At 67.6% G+C, this 17629-nt stretch carries 14 protein-coding genes; 2 read left to right on the forward strand and 12 right to left on the reverse strand.

Annotation, left to right across the window (positions count from 1 at the left end; genetic code table 11):
* Window positions 1-16: 16 nt before the first annotated feature.
* The 12 genes from P6281_RS15895 to P6281_RS15950 all read right to left on the reverse strand — a co-directional run bounded on the left by P6281_RS15895 (window position 17) and on the right by P6281_RS15950 (window position 11304).
* The gene (locus P6281_RS15895; protein WP_201359312.1) at window positions 17-682 is read right to left on the reverse strand and encodes a nitroreductase family protein; all 666 of its coding nucleotides are present in this window, start codon (window positions 680-682) and stop codon (window positions 17-19) included.
* Window positions 679-1068, reverse strand: coding sequence for a RidA family protein (locus tag P6281_RS15900; protein ID WP_238963815.1), 390 nt, complete (start codon window positions 1066-1068; stop codon window positions 679-681). The genes P6281_RS15895 and P6281_RS15900 overlap by 4 nt, the downstream gene beginning before the upstream one ends.
* Window positions 1065-2039: an NADP-dependent oxidoreductase gene (locus P6281_RS15905; protein WP_232065665.1), complete on the reverse strand. Its 975-nt coding sequence runs from the start codon at window positions 2037-2039 to the stop codon at window positions 1065-1067. The genes P6281_RS15900 and P6281_RS15905 overlap by 4 nt, the downstream gene beginning before the upstream one ends.
* A 52-nt stretch (window positions 2040-2091) precedes the next feature.
* Window positions 2092-3570 carry a dihydrolipoyl dehydrogenase family protein gene (locus P6281_RS15910; RefSeq protein ID WP_201359314.1) on the reverse strand — a complete coding sequence of 493 codons (1479 nt, stop codon included), beginning with the start codon at window positions 3568-3570 and terminating at the stop codon, window positions 2092-2094.
* 5 nt (window positions 3571-3575) lie between these two features.
* A complete protein-coding gene (locus P6281_RS15915) occupies window positions 3576-4058 on the reverse strand; it encodes a hypothetical protein (protein ID WP_043955074.1) in 483 nt (160 codons plus the stop codon).
* The gene (locus P6281_RS15920) at window positions 4045-4485 is read right to left on the reverse strand and encodes a cupin domain-containing protein (RefSeq protein ID WP_014942435.1); all 441 of its coding nucleotides are present in this window, start codon (window positions 4483-4485) and stop codon (window positions 4045-4047) included. Before P6281_RS15920 ends, P6281_RS15915 begins: the two co-directional genes overlap by 14 nt.
* A gap of 18 nt (window positions 4486-4503) precedes the next feature.
* On the reverse strand, window positions 4504-5424 hold the full coding sequence (locus P6281_RS15925; RefSeq protein WP_014942436.1) for an NADP-dependent oxidoreductase: 921 nt from the start codon (window positions 5422-5424) through the stop codon (window positions 4504-4506).
* Window positions 5424-5669, reverse strand: a complete 246-nt coding sequence (locus tag P6281_RS15930) for a hypothetical protein (protein ID WP_014942437.1) — start codon at window positions 5667-5669, stop codon at window positions 5424-5426. The genes P6281_RS15925 and P6281_RS15930 overlap by 1 nt, the downstream gene beginning before the upstream one ends.
* A gap of 98 nt (window positions 5670-5767) precedes the next feature.
* On the reverse strand, window positions 5768-7003 hold the full coding sequence (locus P6281_RS15935) for a PPE family protein (RefSeq protein WP_008258036.1): 1236 nt from the start codon (window positions 7001-7003) through the stop codon (window positions 5768-5770).
* A 25-nt stretch (window positions 7004-7028) separates the two neighbouring features.
* Window positions 7029-8081 carry an alpha/beta hydrolase fold domain-containing protein gene (locus P6281_RS15940; RefSeq protein ID WP_036428998.1) on the reverse strand — a complete coding sequence of 351 codons (1053 nt, stop codon included), beginning with the start codon at window positions 8079-8081 and terminating at the stop codon, window positions 7029-7031.
* A 447-nt stretch (window positions 8082-8528) separates the two neighbouring features.
* Window positions 8529-9017 (reverse strand): hypothetical protein, encoded by a 489-nt coding sequence (locus tag P6281_RS15945; RefSeq protein WP_014942439.1) that lies wholly within the window; start codon window positions 9015-9017, stop codon window positions 8529-8531.
* Between the two features lie 502 nt (window positions 9018-9519).
* Complete coding sequence (locus P6281_RS15950) at window positions 9520-11304, reverse strand: sigma-54-dependent Fis family transcriptional regulator (protein ID WP_324738424.1); 1785 nt, start codon at window positions 11302-11304, stop codon at window positions 9520-9522.
* 571 nt (window positions 11305-11875) lie between these two features.
* Between P6281_RS15950 and P6281_RS15955 the strand changes: the two genes are divergently transcribed.
* Both P6281_RS15955 and P6281_RS15960 read left to right on the forward strand, forming a co-directional pair.
* On the forward strand, window positions 11876-14668 hold the full coding sequence (locus P6281_RS15955; protein WP_202377477.1) for an AAA family ATPase: 2793 nt from the start codon (window positions 11876-11878) through the stop codon (window positions 14666-14668).
* 92 nt (window positions 14669-14760) lie between these two features.
* The gene (locus P6281_RS15960; protein ID WP_201359318.1) at window positions 14761-17568 is read left to right on the forward strand and encodes a helix-turn-helix transcriptional regulator; all 2808 of its coding nucleotides are present in this window, start codon (window positions 14761-14763) and stop codon (window positions 17566-17568) included.
* Window positions 17569-17629: the final 61 nt, after the last annotated feature.

The following is a 17629-nucleotide window of genomic DNA, read 5'->3' on the forward strand; positions in this document are numbered from 1 at the left end:
TGGTCATCATCGGTTCTCACCACCGGTCGAAATGCAGCACGTCGTCGAGCGGAATCCGTTTGGCACGGCGGAAGGTCGTGCCGGTGTAGTAGGCGGTGGGGATGGTCGTGGCGTGATAGACGTTGTCGGGCAACCCGAGTATGGCCCGCATCTCGTCGTCGGCCATGATCGTCACCCCGGTCCACGTGGTCCCCAAGCCCCGGGAGCGCGCGGCGAGCATGTAGCTCCACGCGGCCGGCATGACCGAACTCCAATACCGGTTGGCGTTTTCGCCCGTCAGCGTGCCGTCACCGTCGATGACCTCGACGCACGGGATCATCAAGACCGGGACCTCGCCGAGGTGCTCGGCGAGGTACGCCGCGCTGTTGGAGACTTTGCGCTGCTCGCGATTGCGCGCGGGATCGTCTTTGAACCGATCGGCGACCGCGTACGGCGACGCGGCGATCGAGTCCCAGGTGCGCCGGTACACCTCGGCGATCGCCCGACGCTGTTCGGCATCGGTGACGACGATGAAGCTCCAGTTCTGCACGTTCGCCGACGTCGGTGCCTGCACCGCGATCTCCAGGCATTCCCGGATCAGGCCGATGGGAACGGGTTTGGTCAAATCGAGGCGCTTGCGCACCGAGCGGGTCGTGGTCAACAGTTCGTCGGTGGACAACTCGACTCTTGCGTAGTCGCTCATGCCGGCAGGATGGCGATGACTTCGACCTCCACGCGGATGTTGGGCCACACCAGCCCGTCGATGATGCTGAACATGGCGGCGGGCCGGTGGCGGATGATTTCTTTGCTTACCGCCAGGTAGGCGGACGCATTGTCACGGCCGGTGACCCATTGGCGCATGTAGACGATGTCGGTGAGCGTCGCGCCGGCCTTGCCGAGTGCCTTTTCGACGTTGGCCCAGCACTGCCGGGCCTCGTCGGTGAAGTCCTCGGGCAGCGTGCCGTCTTCGCGCACCCCGGGTGTTCCGGAGACGAAAATCTGTGTGCTGCCCCCGGATACGGCGACGGCGTCGGCGTAGTGCCCGATGTGATCGGCCACTCCGGTGCGGATCGGGGTAATGGTGGTCATCGCGAGACTCCTTGGCGGTGTGTGCTTTTCGGCTGACTTTGTGAGCTGTCTGTCGTGATGGCGACTCCGCTGGCCTCGTGGCCCGCGACCACGTGCGCGAGGGCGGCGGCGGCCTGATCCAGGCCGCAGGAACGCGGGGTCGGCATGCTCAATCGACGGGAGGCGAGTAGCGCGGCGAGGCGGCCGAGTTGCGCCCCGTCGGAACGGACGTAAACCGACGTCACGCCGATCCCGCGGGTGGGTGCGGGCGGGTCGGGGGTGATGGTGGCCAGCCGGCCGCCGTCGGCAAGCGCGGTCATGGCCGCACCTGCACCCCCCGGGGCCGCGTTGGCGACGGCGTCGACAGAGCCCCTCGCCAACGCCCTCGCGTGTTGCGGCCACAGCGGATCGCGGTAGTCGATCACTTCGCGGGCCCCATGCTCGCGGACCCGGACGGCGCTGCGCGGACCGGCCGTGGCGAGGACGTCGACCCCGCGCAGGGCGGCCAGCTGGACAATGAGCCCGCCGGTGATCCCACCCGCGCCATGAACGAGCAACGTCTCTCCCCCGCGAAGCGCCAACGCCTCGCCGACCACCTGCTCGGCGGTCAACGCCGGCACCGGAAAGATCGCCGCGGTCTCCCAAGGGATCTCGGGTGGTTTGCGCGCCAGCGATCCGACGGGTGCGATCAGAAGCGGCGCCCACGCGCCGTGGTCGCGCAGCGGCACGGGGTGACACAGCACCTCATCGCCCACACCGAATCCGCCCGGGCTGTTGCCGACGGCTTTGATGACCCCGGCGGCCTCGACACCGAGCGCCAGCGGCGGCCCCGTGCCAACGTCCCAACCCCCGTACCGAATGATGTTGTCCCAGTTGCCGACACCGGCGCCGCGAACGTCGATGAGGACCTCGTCGGCCGCCAAGGGTCGGGGGTCGTCCACGTCGAATGTCTCCACGTTTCCGCCGAGCGTGCGGATTCCCGCCACAAGCATGGTCACGGCGAGACGGGCGGCCGGTCGTAGGTCATGGTGGTTCCTTCAAGGCTCAAGCGCTCTTCTGTGCTTTCTGCGTCTCGTCTTTCAGTAACCGGGCGAGTTCGGACTCCTCGGCCAGCAGCGGATCCCAGACCTGATTGACCGTCGGATGCGGCGCGACCGCATGGCGTAGGAAACTGACCGGGACCTTCGCGACGATGGCCAGGGTGGCCGCTTGAACCAGTTCCGAGAACTGCGGGCCGACGAAGGTCGCTCCGAGCAACGTGTCGGTCTCGTCGTTGATGACCAGTTTCGCCCATCCTTGGAAGCCATCCCGGTATAGGGCGAGGAATGACACTGCGCCGGGGTAACGGGCGGTCCGCGTCCGCACCGCGAATCCTTCTGCTCGGGCCTGACTTTCGGTGCGCCCCGCCCACGCCACTTGAGGGTCAGTGTGGATAACCTGCGCCAGGTTGCCGGCATCATGGGCAGTCAACTCGTTCTCGGACAGTTCCCGTCCCGCGGCCCGGGCCGCGATGATGTCGGCCACGACGCGGCCGTGGTAGGTGGAGATATGAGACAGCCGGGCACGCCCGGTGGTGTCTCCCAGCGCGTAGAGCCAGTCGCCCGTGACGCCGACCGCTTGGAGATGGTCGTTCACAGCGACGGTCTCGCCGCGTGGCAGGCCAAGGGTTTCCAGTCCGATGTTGTCGGTGTTAGTGCGCCGTCCGGCGGCCAGGACGATCTCGTCCACCTCGACGGTCTGGCGGTGGAACGTTGCGGCGACGGGCCCGCCCGCCACGGGGCGGGCGGCCGACGACAACTCTGTCTCGAAGTGAATCGTGACGCCTTGGCTGCGCAGTGATTGCGCGACCAACTCGCGGGCTTCGGGTTCGCAGTTGGGAAGCAGGGTGTTACCACGCACCAGAAGTGTTACCGCGGAGCCCAATCCGGTGAGGATGGTCGCGAACTCGACACCGACCGGACCGCCGCCCACCACCAGCGCACGCGGTGGCACTTGTGCCATGGTCGTCAGGTCCCGATTGGTCCACGGGCGTGCTTGCGCCAACCCGGGTACCTCCGGCACGTTGGGACGAGTGCCGGTCGCCACGACGACCGCATGGTGTGCCGTCAGGACGACTTCGGTGGTATCTCCCGGGGCGTAGGCCACGCGCACTGTTCGTTCTCCGCTCAGCCGGCCGAAGCCGTGAAACACCGCGACCCCGGCTTGCCGTAGCGATGCTCTTCGGTCGTCGTCCGAAAGGTGCTCGATGATCGCATCGCGCTTCGCGAAGACGGCGGCCACGTCGATCTTTCGGTCCGACATAGCTTCTCGCACACCTGGAACCGACCTCGCGAGGTTGAACACCTCGATCGGGCGCAGCAGTGTTTTGCTGGGGTTGCAGCCCCAATAATGGCACTCCCCGCCGACCAGACGATCGTCGATGAGCGCTGCCGACAGGCCCACGGACGCGAGCTTGCGCACGGCGGCCACACCGGCCACCCCGCCGCCTATGACGATCACGTCGAAGTCCTTGCTCGCTTTCATCAGGCTCACCCGTTACAACGAGCCGGGTTGCGACGGTTGGAAGTTTCCGGACTGCATGAGGCGCCAGCGGCGGGTGCCGGCGATGTCGCGCCGAGTATGGCGTAGGCCGCGGCGGCGCTTGCCGCGGAGAAGACGCTGTAGCTAAGCGGTGACTCGATACCGAGGGCTACGGCCATCGCGGTCCCAAATACAGTGAGCACCAGGCAGGTCGCCGCCCCGACGAGTTTCGGCCACCAGCCGGCCAGGAGCAGGATCGCCAGGCTCGCTTCGGTGGCGGTGGCGGCCCACACGATGACGGTCAACGACCATCCAGAAGCAAACGGAACAAGCCAATGGGCATAGTCGGCGAAGCGGTCCATACTCCCCCAGCTACCCTGCCCAAACGGTTCCCACCACCCGAATCGGTCCGCAACGGCGGACAGAAAGGCCGCCGCGAGTGAGACTCGTAGTGCCATCCGGACAACTCGGATCGGATCAGGCGTGCGCATGGCTCGCGTTGTCGTCCGTGGTGAGCGGTCCGTCTCCGGTGTCCAGGAGGAACACCGCCAGCAATTCGGCGGGTTCGGTGGCGCTGGCATTTTCACTGATGGTGTGGTGGGCGCCGGGCGCTTCACTCCATGTCTCGCCGGCGTGATAGACGCGTGCCGGCTCACCTTCGACCTGACTGCGGATCGCACCCGAGATCACGTACGCCACGATGAACGCCGATTTCGCGTGGTGGTGGGCTTCGCTTTTGGCTCCGGGCGGATAGCTGACGCTCACTGCCTCAAGTGATTTGCCCGGCACATTGGTGGGTTGATTGAAAACCGGGCGGACCACCGGCTTTTGCTCCGGATTCTCTGGCGCCGGCTCGGCGTGCGCGGCAGGCGCGAGCATCACCGCCACGGTCAGCGCGGCGAGCGGTTTTAGGGCCATTTTGGCCGCCTTCCCTTTTCAGTCCTCGACGACCCGCAGGATTGTCTTGCCGGGGATGCGCTTGCCGGGAGCGAACGCGGTGGCGGCGTCGGCGAGCGGCAGGACCGCGCCCACGACCGGCTTGAGGCGTCCGTCCCGCACGCGCGCGGCGAGGTCTGCGAGCTGGGCGCGGTCGGCTTCGACAAGGAAGAAAACTGCCCGTCCGTCGTGCGGCTGGGTCTTCGGCGGCTCCGCGATGGTGACGAGCGTCCCGCCCGCCCGCACCAGTGCGGCCGATCGGGCGAGGACCTCCCCGCCGATCACGTCAAACACCACATCGACTTCGCCTGCGTCCTCGAGCTTTTCGGTCTCCAAGTCGAGGAAGGCGTGCACGCCGAGCTCCTCCGCCCGGTCGCGGTCTGCGGTCCGGCCGGTGCCGATGACGCGCGCACCGACCTCGCGGGCGAGCTGCACCGCGATCGACCCGACCCCACCCGCGGCACCGTGGATCAGAACCGTTTGCCCGGCGGCGAGGCGGCCGTGGTCGAACAGGCCCTGGCAGGCGGCCAATCCAGAGATCGGCAGCGCCGCGGCCACGGTGTGGTCGATATCCATCGGCAGCGGTGCGAGATTGCGGGCTTCCACCGCGGCGTACTCCGCCAGCGAGCCGTTGCGGGCCCAGTCGGCGATTCCGAACACTCGCTGGCCGACAGTCAAAAGTGTGGTGCCGTAACCCAACTCAACCACGACGCCCGACAGCTCGTGGCCGGGCACGCTCGGCGTCCGGTCGTGACCCGAGCGGTCGATCCACGTGTGCGGCCAGTCAAGCTCGCCGGGTGTGAAACCGGCGGCGTGTACCCGCACGACGACGTCGTTGTCGGCCGCCTGGGGGTAGGGCAGGTCCGTCAGCGACAGGCCGGCGACACCGGCGTCACGATCTGAAACAGTGATGGCTCGCATTACAGGTCCCTCCTGATATGGGTGGTTGTCGTCGGGTCAGCCGCGGGCTGCGGTTGTACGCTGACGAGCTCGAGGCCGAGATCACGGACCCGGTCGAGAAGTCCGTAAAGCTGTGACTGGTCGCGGATTTCACCGGTGAACACGGTTTCGGTCGCACCGGCCTCGAGGCGCATCCCTTCTAATGCGGACCCGAGCCGCTCGGTCACGCGGCCTCGAATGCAGATCTGGTACATCGTCGACTGCACTTGCCCTCCGCTCGCCGGCTGTCGAGTCAGCATTCACCGGTGCGGGGTGAGTCGTCATCACCCGGCGAGCCAAATCACCCGGGTGAGCGCGAACCGGTTCACATCGTGATGCGCGCCCCGCCGTCATCCGGCGGGCGTGGCGTCACGGTGATGGTGATCGTGGACCGGCTTTGGGGCGGAGCACCGCGGATGCCGCGCATCGCCATACTCGCCAAAGCCATTTCGTTGAGCATGTTTTCCGGATTCGTCGCCAGGACGGTCGGGGGGATGGGGCCGGGGAGGGAGTTCGGCCATGTCACCGCGACGGCCCTGATGGTCGGCGTGGCCGCGGCCCAGCCCGGCGGCACCGACAGCGCGCCGATTGAGGAGGCTCGGCCCACCCCCGCCGACAGCACGGGCGCCGCACCGCTGCCCGCCCTCTCCGCCGAACCCAATGACGCTGCTGCGCTCGCTCCCGGACCTCCCGAAAGCGCCCCCAAACGTTCCAATACGGCGTCCATCTTGCTGGCACCGTCCGGGTCGTAGTGCGCCGCGTAGCCCAAGCCCGCATACGACCCGGCCGTCCCCGTGGACGTGATGGCTGTCGCCGCCGATGAGACGGCCAGGTTCACCGGGCTCAGTAAGCTCAGCAATTCCAAGAACGAGGGAAGTCCTGCCGCGGCCGGTAGAGGAAGCGCAAGTCCCTGAAGCGCATTGGGTACCGCGGAGAGCAGCTGCGAGCCCGCCGACAGGATGGCCTGGGTGGCCGTGCCGGCTGTCGTGGTGCCGGCGTGGGCAGCCGCGGCGCCCTGTTCGGCGACCCCTGCTGGATCGGTGGTGGGAAGGGGCGAGGTAAACGGCGGTAACGCCGAAGCCGCAGCGGATGCGCCCGCATACCCGTACATCGCCCCGGCGTCTTGGGCCCACATTTCGCCGTACTCGGCTTCGGTGGCCGCGATCGCCGGGGTGTTTTGGCCGAAGAAGTTCGTCGCGATCAGCAACATCAGCTGCGCACGGTTGGCCGCGACCACCGGTGGAGGCACCGTCATCGCGAAAGCGGCCTCGTAGGCGGCCGCGGCGACCCTGGCCTCGGCAGCGGCCTGCTCGCACAGGGCCGCCGTCGTCGTCAGCCAGGAGACGTAGGGTGCGGCGGCGGCCGCCATCGCCACCGACCCGGGACCCAGCCATGCTGCGCTGGTGAGGTCCGAGATCACCGACCCATAGGAGCCGGCGGCGCAATACAGGTCGGCGGCCAGCCCGTCCCAGGCCGCCGAGGCGGCCAGCATCGACCCGCAGCCGGGACCGGAATACATTCGGCCGGAGTTGATCTCAGGCGGCAGCGCCCCGAAATCCATCTTCGAAATCCCCAGGTTCCTCCGGCTATCCGGTCGCCTCGCGGATGTAGCGGCCGATCTGACGCAACGAGCGGATGGCTTCGGGGATCATCGGCGCGGCGAGCTGGAACACGTGGATTTGGCCCGGCCATACCTGCACTTCGACCGGCACCCCGGCGGCGGCCAGTCGTTGAGCCGCCAGCTGCGCGTCGTGAAGCAACACCTCGCAACCGGACACATGGATCAGCATGGGCGGCAGGCCGGGTCGGATGTGGTCGAGCGGCTCGTAGAGCGCGTCGGAATGCCCGTAGGCGGCGGTGCGCCCTGCGGCGCGAGTGATCAAGGCGTGGAAGGCGTCGAACGCTCTGGGCGGAAACATCGCGTCCGAGCCGACGTTGGGATGAGTCGTTTTGGGTTGCGTGGCCAGTTGCAGCAGCGGTGACATGGCCGCCATCGCTGCCGGCTGCTCACCGCACTCGAGCAGGCGTTGGGCCAGCGCTAGTGCCAGATAGCCGCCGGCGGAATCGCCGGCCAACACGATCTGGTCGGGCTGGTAACCCTGTCGTCGCAACCAGCGGTACCCGTCGTAGCAGTCCTCGATCGCCTCGCCGATCGCATGTTTGGGGATCTTGCGGTAGTTGGGCACCAGTACGGGGCTGTCGGCGAAGCCGGACAGCATGCTGACCAGCCGACCGTGCGAGTGGGCGCCGCAGGTGAGGAAGGCTCCGCCGTGCAGGTACAGGACGGCCCGGTGGGAGCCGTCGGCCGGTAGCACTCCGGCGGCGCGGACTAGCTGCGCACTGCAGTGCGCCAGCCCGACACCCGTGCGTACCGTGCCCGGTGGCGGGGCGATGGCGCGAGCGGCGATCTCAACGGCGCCCCATGGCCAGGGCGCCGAGGGCAGGTGGCTGCCCACGCTCAGTGCGGGCCGGATCATCAGTCGGGCACTCAGCGAGGCAATGCGCCCAGCCATGCTCGGACCGTCCTGGATCACATCGACGACGACGTCCGCGCGGAACGGGGACCGTCGGGCTTTACGCGCCCTGGGCGCTCCTAGACCGGGGCGCGGTGAACCGGGTACGGCGGCGGGCGCGGTCATGTCAACGCTTCCGCGCTCGGGAAATCGGTTGCCCCACGCCCCCAACGGATTTCACGTGGTGATTGCGCCGCGAGCGGCCTGGGCTCGTCGTGTCGACTCTGGGGTGAGAACCAGGCGCGCATACCCCGCACAAGCGCGTACGCTGCCGGTCAGCGAATCTGGGTGATTCGCTTGGGAGTTGGCGCGCGTCTCCGCATGACGGGCACTGTTGTCCGCCAGCGGTCGCCGCCTGCCGATCACGGCGCTGCCAAACAGCCGCACGTCCCCGGGCCATCGCTTGGCGGCGTCGCTTGCTGGCGTAGGCGATCAGCCCCGCCGCGGTCGAGCACCCCACCCAGATGCCGGCGGTGACGCCGAAATCGGTGAGTCGACCATTGACCAATGTGAGAAGCGCATAATCACCGGCCACCACAGCCACCAACACGGAGGCAACGCGTACCCGGGTCATCATGACACTCCCTCGGACCCGATCGGGCGCACAGCGAAGACGCTGCGCAGGTATCCGGTGGAACGCCCGCAGGTCGCACACACCGGGCGGGTGCCGCAGCGCGACGCCATCTCGCGTTTGTCACCTACGTAGGTCGCCATCGCCCATCGCACAGTGGCCAGGCAGTGTTGGCAGAGCGTTTCGACGAGGTCACCGTCCGGGCTGAGCCCCATTTGGTCGCATCCGTCGATGGCGTGTATCTCGGCGACCGCCACCGCCGGCGCACCGCATGTGGTGCCGGTCGCCAGCCCCTGGGCACTGCAGATGGGCTGCAGCGCGTGAAGTTGGTCCTCGATCGCCGGGATGGCGCCCGTCCCGGCCTCTCCATTGCGGCGCGCCCAATGCCGGGCAGATGCGGCGGCGCCCCGTAATCGATGCAGCAGCCATGGTGTTCGCGTGGCGCCGGAGCCGTATTCGGTTGGCGGTCGTTGAAATTGGCGGGGCTTCATGTGTTTTCTCCACTTCGTGGCGGTGGCGGTTCCGCGGTGATCGACACAGCGAGGTTGTCCACCTTCACCCCGACCCGTTGCTCGCTCATGCGGCCTGAATGCCGATCCCCGAAACGTGGTGGACTCCACGTACCGTCCGCTCGCCAGTTGTTAAGTCAGCATTAACCGACGTGGGATGAGTGGTCATCGCCCGGCGAACTGATTCACCCGGGTGATTTGCCTGGCATTGGGAGCGTCACGAGCTGTCAGCGAACGTCGCTCAAGGTGGTGTATTCGCGACGTCATCCCCCGCACGTGGGTGAGCCACCCATTTGCCGAGAGGATGCGCGGTGCGAATCGAAGAGGCGGTCAGCGGCTCATCGCGTTGCCGCAGCCGGGCGGGGCGCCCGCGACGCGCCCGGCGCTTTGGCGACCCGGAACTTGGCCAGCAACGGCCGAGGGACGCGGCGCTTCCTGATGATGACTGCGGGCCAATGCTTTTCGGCCGACAAGCGCAAGGCCGTTACGCGATGCCGTAATCGTTGATCTTGCGGTAGATGGTCGCACGTGACATTCCCAGGGCGCGTGCGGCCTCTTGTTTGTTGCCGCCGCTGTCCTGAAGGCTGCGGACAATCGCATCGCGCTCCAGAGCCTCCATCCGAGTCAGCTTGCGTCGTGTGACGGACCGGCACTCCGGCGGCAACTTGTCGACGCCGATAATGCCGGATCGTTGGCGGGCAACGGTGTCGGTCAGGACCCGGCGCAGCTGCGAGACGTTGCCCGGCCACGGCAACCTGCTCAGCTGCCGCATGGCCTCGGGCGCCAGCGTCACATCGGCGCCCCGGGTGATCTCGCGCAGCAGCAGGGGCACGAGTTCCTCGAGGTCGTCAATCCTGTGTCGCAACGCGGGCACGGTGACGGTATGGGTGAACAGCGGCAGTAACTGTTTGATCGGTGCAGCAGGAGCCGCGGAACTTGTGGTGGCCGCGATCCACCCCCGACCTGCGCGCGCGGCCAGCATCGGCACGATCGCTTCGAGTATGTCCTCGTCGATGTCATCCACGTCGGCGATCACCACCGCGAAGTCGTCATCGGCGGCCAGTGTCGCCAGCTCGGCGACGAAAGATGCCGCGCTCCCGAAGCTTTCGCTGCGCATCACGCGAATCGTTCGGTCCGGCTTCACATGCTGCCCCACCGCCTGCGCCAGCTTTGCCCGGCCGGATCCCTTCTCACCCTCGATCATCACCCATTCTCGGTCGCGGCAGCACTGCCGGACCTGCTGGCAGCAATGCAGCCAGGCGCTATTGCGACCGACCAAGCCGGGGATGTACGTGGGCGCAAGGCGGCCCGTTCGACGCGATTGCGAGCCGGTCTCGCCGGAAAGATCAACGCGGAAAACGACGTTGAGGCGGCCGGCGCGTGTCGTCGACCGGTCGGCGGCGGTGATTTTGGCGATGTGTCCCCGCGGCAGCACAACCAGCGCCGTGCCCGACAGGGTGGACGTGAGCAGATCCGAGGCGTGTTCAAGCAGCGCGGTCTGCTCGTCCCCGTCGAGCGTGCGACGCAGGTAGGGGTTCATCAACACGACATCGCCACCGATCGCCAACACGCCGGCCGAACATCGCCGTGCCTGCTGCAGATAGGCTTCCAGAAGTGCCGTCTCGCTCTCATGAGCCACCACGCGCAAGCGATCCTCGATGTGGCGACTGGCGCTGGTAGCCAGCGCGAGCAGCAGTGGATCGGATCGGTCTGCGAGACAGCTCAGATTGACGGCTCCGATGACTCTGCCCGTTACGGGATCACGGATCGGTGACCCCGCGCACGCAAAACCGGTGAACATAGCCACGTAGTGCTCGCTGCCACCGATGAATGTGGGCTGTCCGGTTTCCAGAGCCGTGCCGATCCCGTTGGTGCCCGCCACCTCTTCGGCCAAGCTATAGCCCGGTGCGAGGCTCACCGTGTCCAACGCGTCGAGGATGGGGACTGCCGCAGCGGTCCGATCGACGACCACACCGTCAGCCGACGTCAGGACGACGCTGACATCCTGCGCGGCCAGGTCAAAGGTGACCCGCTCCAGCACCGGCGCAGCCGCGCGCACCAGGCGCGAACCCCTGTTGGGTTCGCGCACAAAGGGCAGCTCGACCCGGTCGGGGTGGACTTGCAGGGCCCGGGACCGACGCCACGAATCGAGGACACCGGGGCGCAGAATGTCCTCATCGACTGAGCGAATCACGTCAAGGGACTCCACGGGCAGGAACGTTTCCTTGGCCTGCTCGAGTTCGGCCGTGCGGCGCGCCTGTGAACCCATCCCCAACTACCTCGACTCCGGGTCACCGTCGCGGAGCGGCGGCTGACACCCGCCGACCGCGGCCGGAGACTGGGTGTCCCTTCGCTGCAGACAGCAAACTTTTATCGACTTCGGCGATTACCCTACGCGCGCGACGGGTGCGTTGCTCGGATGAACCGATACACCCGTCCGAAGCCAAGCGGAAAGACCATGACGGACCGTCCGCCGTCGTCTCAATTTGAGACACCCATTCACCTCATGTTGAGACGCTCACCATCCGCGCGCAGCGATGTCATGAGTTGGCAGGAGCCGATACATCGATCCCGAGAGGAGAAATACGGTGAGCGGGCACAGCATGAGCGCGGATCACGAGAAAATGATGAGGTCCTTGGGGCTAGCGCCCGCCAGCAAAAGGGGACGTGCACCGGGTGTGATTGCTGAGTGCGTTGATTCAATCGAACGCGAAACACAGCAGGTGGGGCCGAAGAACATGCCTACACTGACTGCCAGCGCTAACGGTGGCGAGAACAGTGGATTACACAACTTGGACGTCTCCCGCCCGCCCACAACACGTCGGCGGGTGGCGGTTCGCGTGAGTGCCGCGAATGCGTCGGGGCAGCTGCGCACGCCGCCGATCCGCGGGCGGGCGAGCGAGCTGAGGGCGATCGATGCGCTGATCGCGGCGCTCGCTCAGGGGCGTGGGGGCGTACTGGTCATCGAGGGACCACCGGGCATCGGCAAGAGCCGCTTGTTGACCGAGGTCTTGGCGCGCGCCGAGAAGGCAACCGTCCGTGCACTCTTCGGCGAGGCGTTCGAGTACCAGCAGACGGTGCCGTTTTTCCCGCTGTTCATGGCGACACTGCGCGCGGATCCCCCCGTCGGGGATGCGGAGGCGTTGCGCCGCTTGGGCACATCGGCCGATCTCAGCTACTGGGTGGTGCGCGATCTGCAAGCGGCCATCCATGCCACCGCGTCCCGAACGCCCCTGGCGATCCTCCTCGAGGACATCCATTGGGCCGACAACGCCACCCTGCTGGCGCTGCGGTCGCTGGCCGCAACGCGACCCGACGCCCCGGTGCTGTGGATCCTTGCCACGCGAACCGGGGCCGGCGGTCCGGCCGTTCGCGAGACGCTGACCGCGCTGGAACGCGAGGATGCCACCTTTCTGCGGTTGACTGCCATGACACCGAGCGCGGTCGCAGACATCGTGCAAGACGCCGTGCGAGCCAACGCGGATGCGTCGCTGCTGAATCTGGCCGATAAGGCGCACGGCAACCCCTTCCTGCTGACGGAGCTGCTGCGCGGACTGGACGAGGAGGGCCGGCTCGACGTCAGCGATGGCCGCGCGCTCGCCACGGGAGATTCGTTGCCGCGACGGCTCAGCCACACCATGCAGCAACGACTCGATCAACTCTCCCCCGCCGCCAGCCAAGTCGTGCGGGTCGCGGCAGTACTGCCTGACCGATTCTCGGCCCGGCTGCTCGCCGCCATGCTGGAACGCCGCCCGGCCGCCCTGGTGTCGGCGGTCGAAGAGGCGGTCCGCGCCGACCTGCTCATCGAAGACGGTGATCAGATGAGGTTCCGTCATGATCTGCTGCGCGAAGCGACGCGCCAATCGTTGCCCCGGTCGCTGCGCCGAGCGATGGAGCGGCAATCGGCGAGCGTCATGCTGGACATGGGCGCGGCGCCGCAGGAGGTCGCCACCCAGCTCGCCCGCAGCGCGGAGGTGGGCGATCAGGCGGCGATCGCCGCACTCCGCGAAGCCGCACAGTCTCTGGCCTATAGCGATCCGGGCGCCGCGTCGGACTTGAGCAAGCGCGCGTTGGAACTCCAACCCGCCCAAGACTCAGGACGCGCGTCACTCGTCACAGAGACGATCGTGCTGCTCAATCGGGCCACCCGCTACGAAGAGGCGGAAAGATTGGCCGACACCACCCTGTCTGCCGCGCTGGCGCCCGAAGAAGAGGCCAAGATTCTTCTCCGGCTCCGGACACCGATCACCGATACGACAACGCGACACATCGAAGACAACCGCCGCGCTCTTCAACTGCCTCACCTCAGCGACGTGACCCGGGCACGACATCAGGCGTGGCTGGCGTACAACATGGCGATGTACGGCCAACAGGGACAGGACAGCGCGGCAGCCAACGAGGCGGCGGCCGCCGCCGCATCCACCGGCGATCTCGAGTCGAGCATCCTATCCGGAGTAGCACTTGCCTGCCTCGACTGCGCGGACGGGTACGCCGGCCGCGCCCTTTACCGGGTTGAGCAACTGCAAGCCCTGACCCCCGCGGGCGACATGACCGCTCACAATCTCGCCGCATGCCACCTAGCAAACCTGCTCGCGGTGGTCGGACGGTTGAACGATGCTGCGGCGCTCGTCGACAAGTGCACAGAGAAATCCAAGCAAGAACGCGACGGCATGGCGCTTCACATCTGGGCCCTGACGGCGGGAGTCGTACAGGCGGCCGCGGGCAGATTGTCGGCTGCCCGCGCCGCCATCGAGTGGCTGCCCACGCCGGAGCGAACGGGGTCGACCTTCGTAACCGCGATGCGCATGTTCACCCTGGCGGAGGTGGCGGCCCGCACCGACGACCGAATGTTGTTGCTAGAGACGATGAGTGAGGCACGCGATGCCTACTCCAGCGGTACACCTGCCGTACGTCGCGGGGCCGCGGCCGCGCTGGGGCTGGCGGCGTGGCAGCGCGACGACGTCCATGAAGCTGTGCGGTGGCTCGGCGGCGATATCCCGCTGCTCGTGACACCCGTCTTGCCAACCGTCTTGGATCAGCTGACCTTGACCGCGCGGGTAGCGTCAGCCGCCGGTGATGCCGGCCTGCGAGCGCGCCTCCTGGCCGCCGTTGACGTGCTCGAACGCGAGCGGCCCGGCGTTGGGTTGTTCTGCATAGTCGCGCAGCACATCCGCGGGATCCTCGAGCGCGATGCCGATGCGTTGGTGGCGGTGGCGAGTGCGCTCCACTCGTCGTCGCGGCCGCTTCTCTACGCTGGCGCCGCCGAGGACGCCGGCGGCGAGCTGAGTCGCGCACAGCGCAACACCGAGGCGCTCGACGAGCTGAACGCGGCATTCGACACCTACATCGCGTGTGAAGCGATTGCCGATGCCCGCCGGGTCGGCCGCGCGCTGCGTGGATTGGGCGTGGAGCGGCGGATCGTCAGCCCGCGAGCAAAATCGGGCTGGGGCAGCCTCACCGACTCCGAACTCACTGTCGTCAACCTCATCGCACAGGGCGCGACCAACCGCGACGTCGCTACCGAGCTGCACCTCTCCCCCCACACGGTGAAGACCCACGTCCACAACGCATTTGCCAAGCTCGGCGTCAGTTCCCGCGCCCAATTGGCGCAGCTCATGCGCGGCGCTGATTGACCGGCAGCAAATCGGATAGATGGCGTGCGCGGGCCTACAATGACGTGCACTCCAATGGCAGTCCGGTAAACGGTAGATAGGACACACACCCGATGGGGCCTTCCACCGGCCTATTCGATGTCGGCGGCCCAAGGCTGGTCACTCCGCCGCTTCGAGGGCGGGCAGACGAGCTGAAAATGATCGGCGCACTGGTTACCGCGCTGCCGCGGGGCCGCGGGGGCGTGCTGGTCATCGAGGGCCCGCCCGGCATCGGGAAGAGTCGGTTGCTCACCGAAGTGTTGGCGCTGGCCGACCACAGCGGGGTGCGCACCTTGTTCGGTGAGGCGTTCGAGTACCAGCAGACGGTGCCGTTTTTCTCGCTGTTCATGGCCACGCTCAACGCCGATCCCCCGGTGGGAGACGCCGAGGCGTTGCGCCGCCTGGGCGGATCGGCCGACCTGCGCTACTGGGTGGTGCACGATTTGGCCGACGCGATTCACGCCGCGGCCGCACAGACCCCGCTGGTGATTGTGTTGGAGGACATTCACTGGGCCGATAACGGCACGCTGCTGGCGCTGCGTTCGCTGGCCACCGCGCGGCCGGATGCGGCGGTGTTGTGGATATTGACCGCCCGCACCGGGGCCGGCGGGCCAGCGGTGCAAGAGACGTTGTCGGTGCTGCACCGCGCGCATGCCACATTCCTGCGACTGGGGGCCATCGCGCCGGATGCGGTCGCCGACATGGTTTGTGACGCCGTGCGGGCGAAAGCCGATGTGTCACTGTTGAATCTGGCCGCCAAGGCGCACGGAAATCCGTTTTTGGTCAGCGAGCTCGTCAGGGGGCTCGGCGAGGAGGACCGACTGAGCGTTACCGGCGGGCACGCGGTGGCCACCGGACATGAGCTGCCGCGACGGCTGGGCGCCAGTATGCAGCAACGGCTGGACCTGCTCTCCGAAGGTGCATCAGAAGTGGTCCGGGTGGCCGCGGTGCTGCCGGACCGGTTCTCGGCCGGCTTGCTGGCCGCGATGCTGGAACGTTCGCCGACGTCGTTGCTCTCGGCGCTCGAGGAGGCGGTGCGCGCGGATCTTTTCATCGAAGACGGTGAGCAGCTGAGGTTTCGGCACGACTTGCTGCGCGAGGCCACCCGACAGTCCTTGCCGCAGTCGCTGCGCCGGGCGATGGAGCGCCAGTCGGCGTCGGTCATGCTGGGGATGGGCGCGGCGCCGGCCGAGGTAGCCACCCAGCTGGCGCGCAGCGCCGAGCCGGGAGACCGGGAGGCGATCGACGCTCTGCGCCACGCCGCCCAATCGGTTGGCCGCGGCGACGCGAGCGCGGCCGCGGACCTGAGCAAGCGCGCACTGGGGCTGTTGCCCGCCGACGACGCCGAGCATGGATCCCTGGTCGCGGAAACGGTGGGGTGGCTCAACCGGGCCGGCCGCCACGGCGAGGCCGAAGAATTGGCCGTCGCGGCGCTCTCGGGCGCGGCGTCGCCCGAAGTAGAGGCCGAGATCCGGCTGCGACTTCCCGTGCACACCAAGCACACTGACCAGCGGCGTGTGGAGGAGAATCGGCGGGCGCTCGAGTTGAGCGGACTCAGCGAGATCACCCGGGCGCGGCATCTAGCGTGGCTGGCGTACAACCTGGTGTTCGACGAAGGTGGGCAACGGCGCGAGGCCGCCGACGAGGCGGCCGCGGCCGCGGCCGCCACCGGTGATCTCGAGGCCACGATCATGGCCGGCGTCACCCACGCTTTGCTCGATGCCGGTGAGGGGTATACGGCCCGCGCACTGCGCCGTTTCGAAGAGCTTTGCCCGCTCGCCCACACGAATGAAACGGCGTTGGCGCATGCCTATGCCGGAATGTACAACGCAAACCTGCTGGCAGTGGTCGGCCGGTTGGACGACGCGACGGCCCAGGTTGCGCAGGGCATCGGGCAAGCCGGTCGGGAAGGCAACGCGATGGCGCTCGCCTTGTGGGCCGTCTTCAGTGGGCTCGTCCACCTCGCTGCGGGCCGGCTGTCGGCCGCTCGCGATGCGACGGAATGCCTTCCGCCACCGCAGCGGACGGGGGCGACCGAGCACGACGTACTCCGCACGGTGATTCTCGCCGAGGTGGCGGCCCACACCGATGACCGGAACTTGTTGCAACAGATGGTCAATGACGCGCGCGACGCCCATTCCACTGGCTCCGCCGGCATTCGTCGCGGATCGGCGTATGTGCTCGCGCGGGCGGCGTGGCAGCGCGACGACATTCATGACGCGATGCGCTGGCTCGGCGACGTCATCCTGCTGGCGACACCGTTTTTCCCCCACGCGTTGGCTCGCCTGATCTTGGGTGCGCGGGTGGCCTCGGCCGCCGGTGATGCCGGTTTACGCGCGCGGGTCCTGCAGGCCACCGAGGTGCTCGAGCGTGACCGGCCCGCGGTGCCGCTGTTCGCGGCGGTGGCCGGGTACGCCCGCGGGATCCTCGAACACGATGCCCAGGCATTGGTGGCTGCCGCAGAGTTGCTGCACGCGTCGCCGCGGCCGCTTCTGTACGCCAGCGCCGCCGAGGATGCCGGCGGCGAACTGGCTCGCGCGCAGCGCAATGCCGAGGCGCTCGAACAACTGAACGCCGCGTTCGACACCTACATCGAGTGCGGGGCGACCGCCGATGCCCGCCGGGTCGGTCGCGCGCTGCGCGGGTTGGGCGTGGAACGGCGCATCGTCACACACCCGCGGGCGAAAACGGGCTTGGACAGCCTCACCGACTCCGAACTCACCGTCGTCCATCTGATCGCCGACGGCGCGACCAACCGCGCGGTCGCGCAGCAACTGCACCTCTCCCCTCACACGGTGAAAACGCATCTTCACAATGCCTTCGCCAAACTCGGGATCACGTCCCGCGCTCAACTGACGCAACTCATGCGCCGCCCGGATTGACCAATCCGTCAAAGCCCAAGGCCACTAGGCATACACCGACCCGGCCCTAAACATCACCCGC

Source organism: Mycobacterium sp. 5-140-3-2, from assembly GCF_035666375.1.
Taxonomy (GTDB): Bacteria; Actinomycetota; Actinomycetes; order Mycobacteriales; family Mycobacteriaceae; genus Mycobacterium; species Mycobacterium intracellulare.

Excerpts from the sequence above, each read along its gene's own strand:
- P6281_RS15895 (WP_201359312.1), bottom strand. The coding sequence starts at position 682 with ATGAGCGACTACGCAAGAGTCGAGTTGTCCACCGACGAACTGTTGACC.
- P6281_RS15900 (WP_238963815.1), bottom strand. The coding sequence starts at position 1,068 with ATGACCACCATTACCCCGATCCGCACCGGAGTGGCCGATCACATCGGG.
- P6281_RS15905 (WP_232065665.1), bottom strand. The coding sequence starts at position 2,039 with ATGCTTGTGGCGGGAATCCGCACGCTCGGCGGAAACGTGGAGACATTC.
- P6281_RS15910 (WP_201359314.1), bottom strand. The coding sequence starts at position 3,570 with ATGAAAGCGAGCAAGGACTTCGACGTGATCGTCATAGGCGGCGGGGTG.
- P6281_RS15915 (WP_043955074.1), bottom strand. The coding sequence starts at position 4,058 with ATGCGCACGCCTGATCCGATCCGAGTTGTCCGGATGGCACTACGAGTC.
- P6281_RS15920 (WP_014942435.1), bottom strand. The coding sequence starts at position 4,485 with ATGGCCCTAAAACCGCTCGCCGCGCTGACCGTGGCGGTGATGCTCGCG.
- P6281_RS15925 (WP_014942436.1), bottom strand. The coding sequence starts at position 5,424 with ATGCGAGCCATCACTGTTTCAGATCGTGACGCCGGTGTCGCCGGCCTG.
- P6281_RS15935 (WP_008258036.1), bottom strand. The coding sequence starts at position 7,003 with ATGGATTTCGGGGCGCTGCCGCCTGAGATCAACTCCGGCCGAATGTAT.
- P6281_RS15940 (WP_036428998.1), bottom strand. The coding sequence starts at position 8,081 with ATGACCGCGCCCGCCGCCGTACCCGGTTCACCGCGCCCCGGTCTAGGA.
- P6281_RS15945 (WP_014942439.1), bottom strand. The coding sequence starts at position 9,017 with ATGAAGCCCCGCCAATTTCAACGACCGCCAACCGAATACGGCTCCGGC.
- P6281_RS15950 (WP_324738424.1), bottom strand. The coding sequence starts at position 11,304 with ATGGGTTCACAGGCGCGCCGCACGGCCGAACTCGAGCAGGCCAAGGAA.
- P6281_RS15960 (WP_201359318.1), top strand. The coding sequence starts at position 14,761 with ATGGGGCCTTCCACCGGCCTATTCGATGTCGGCGGCCCAAGGCTGGTC.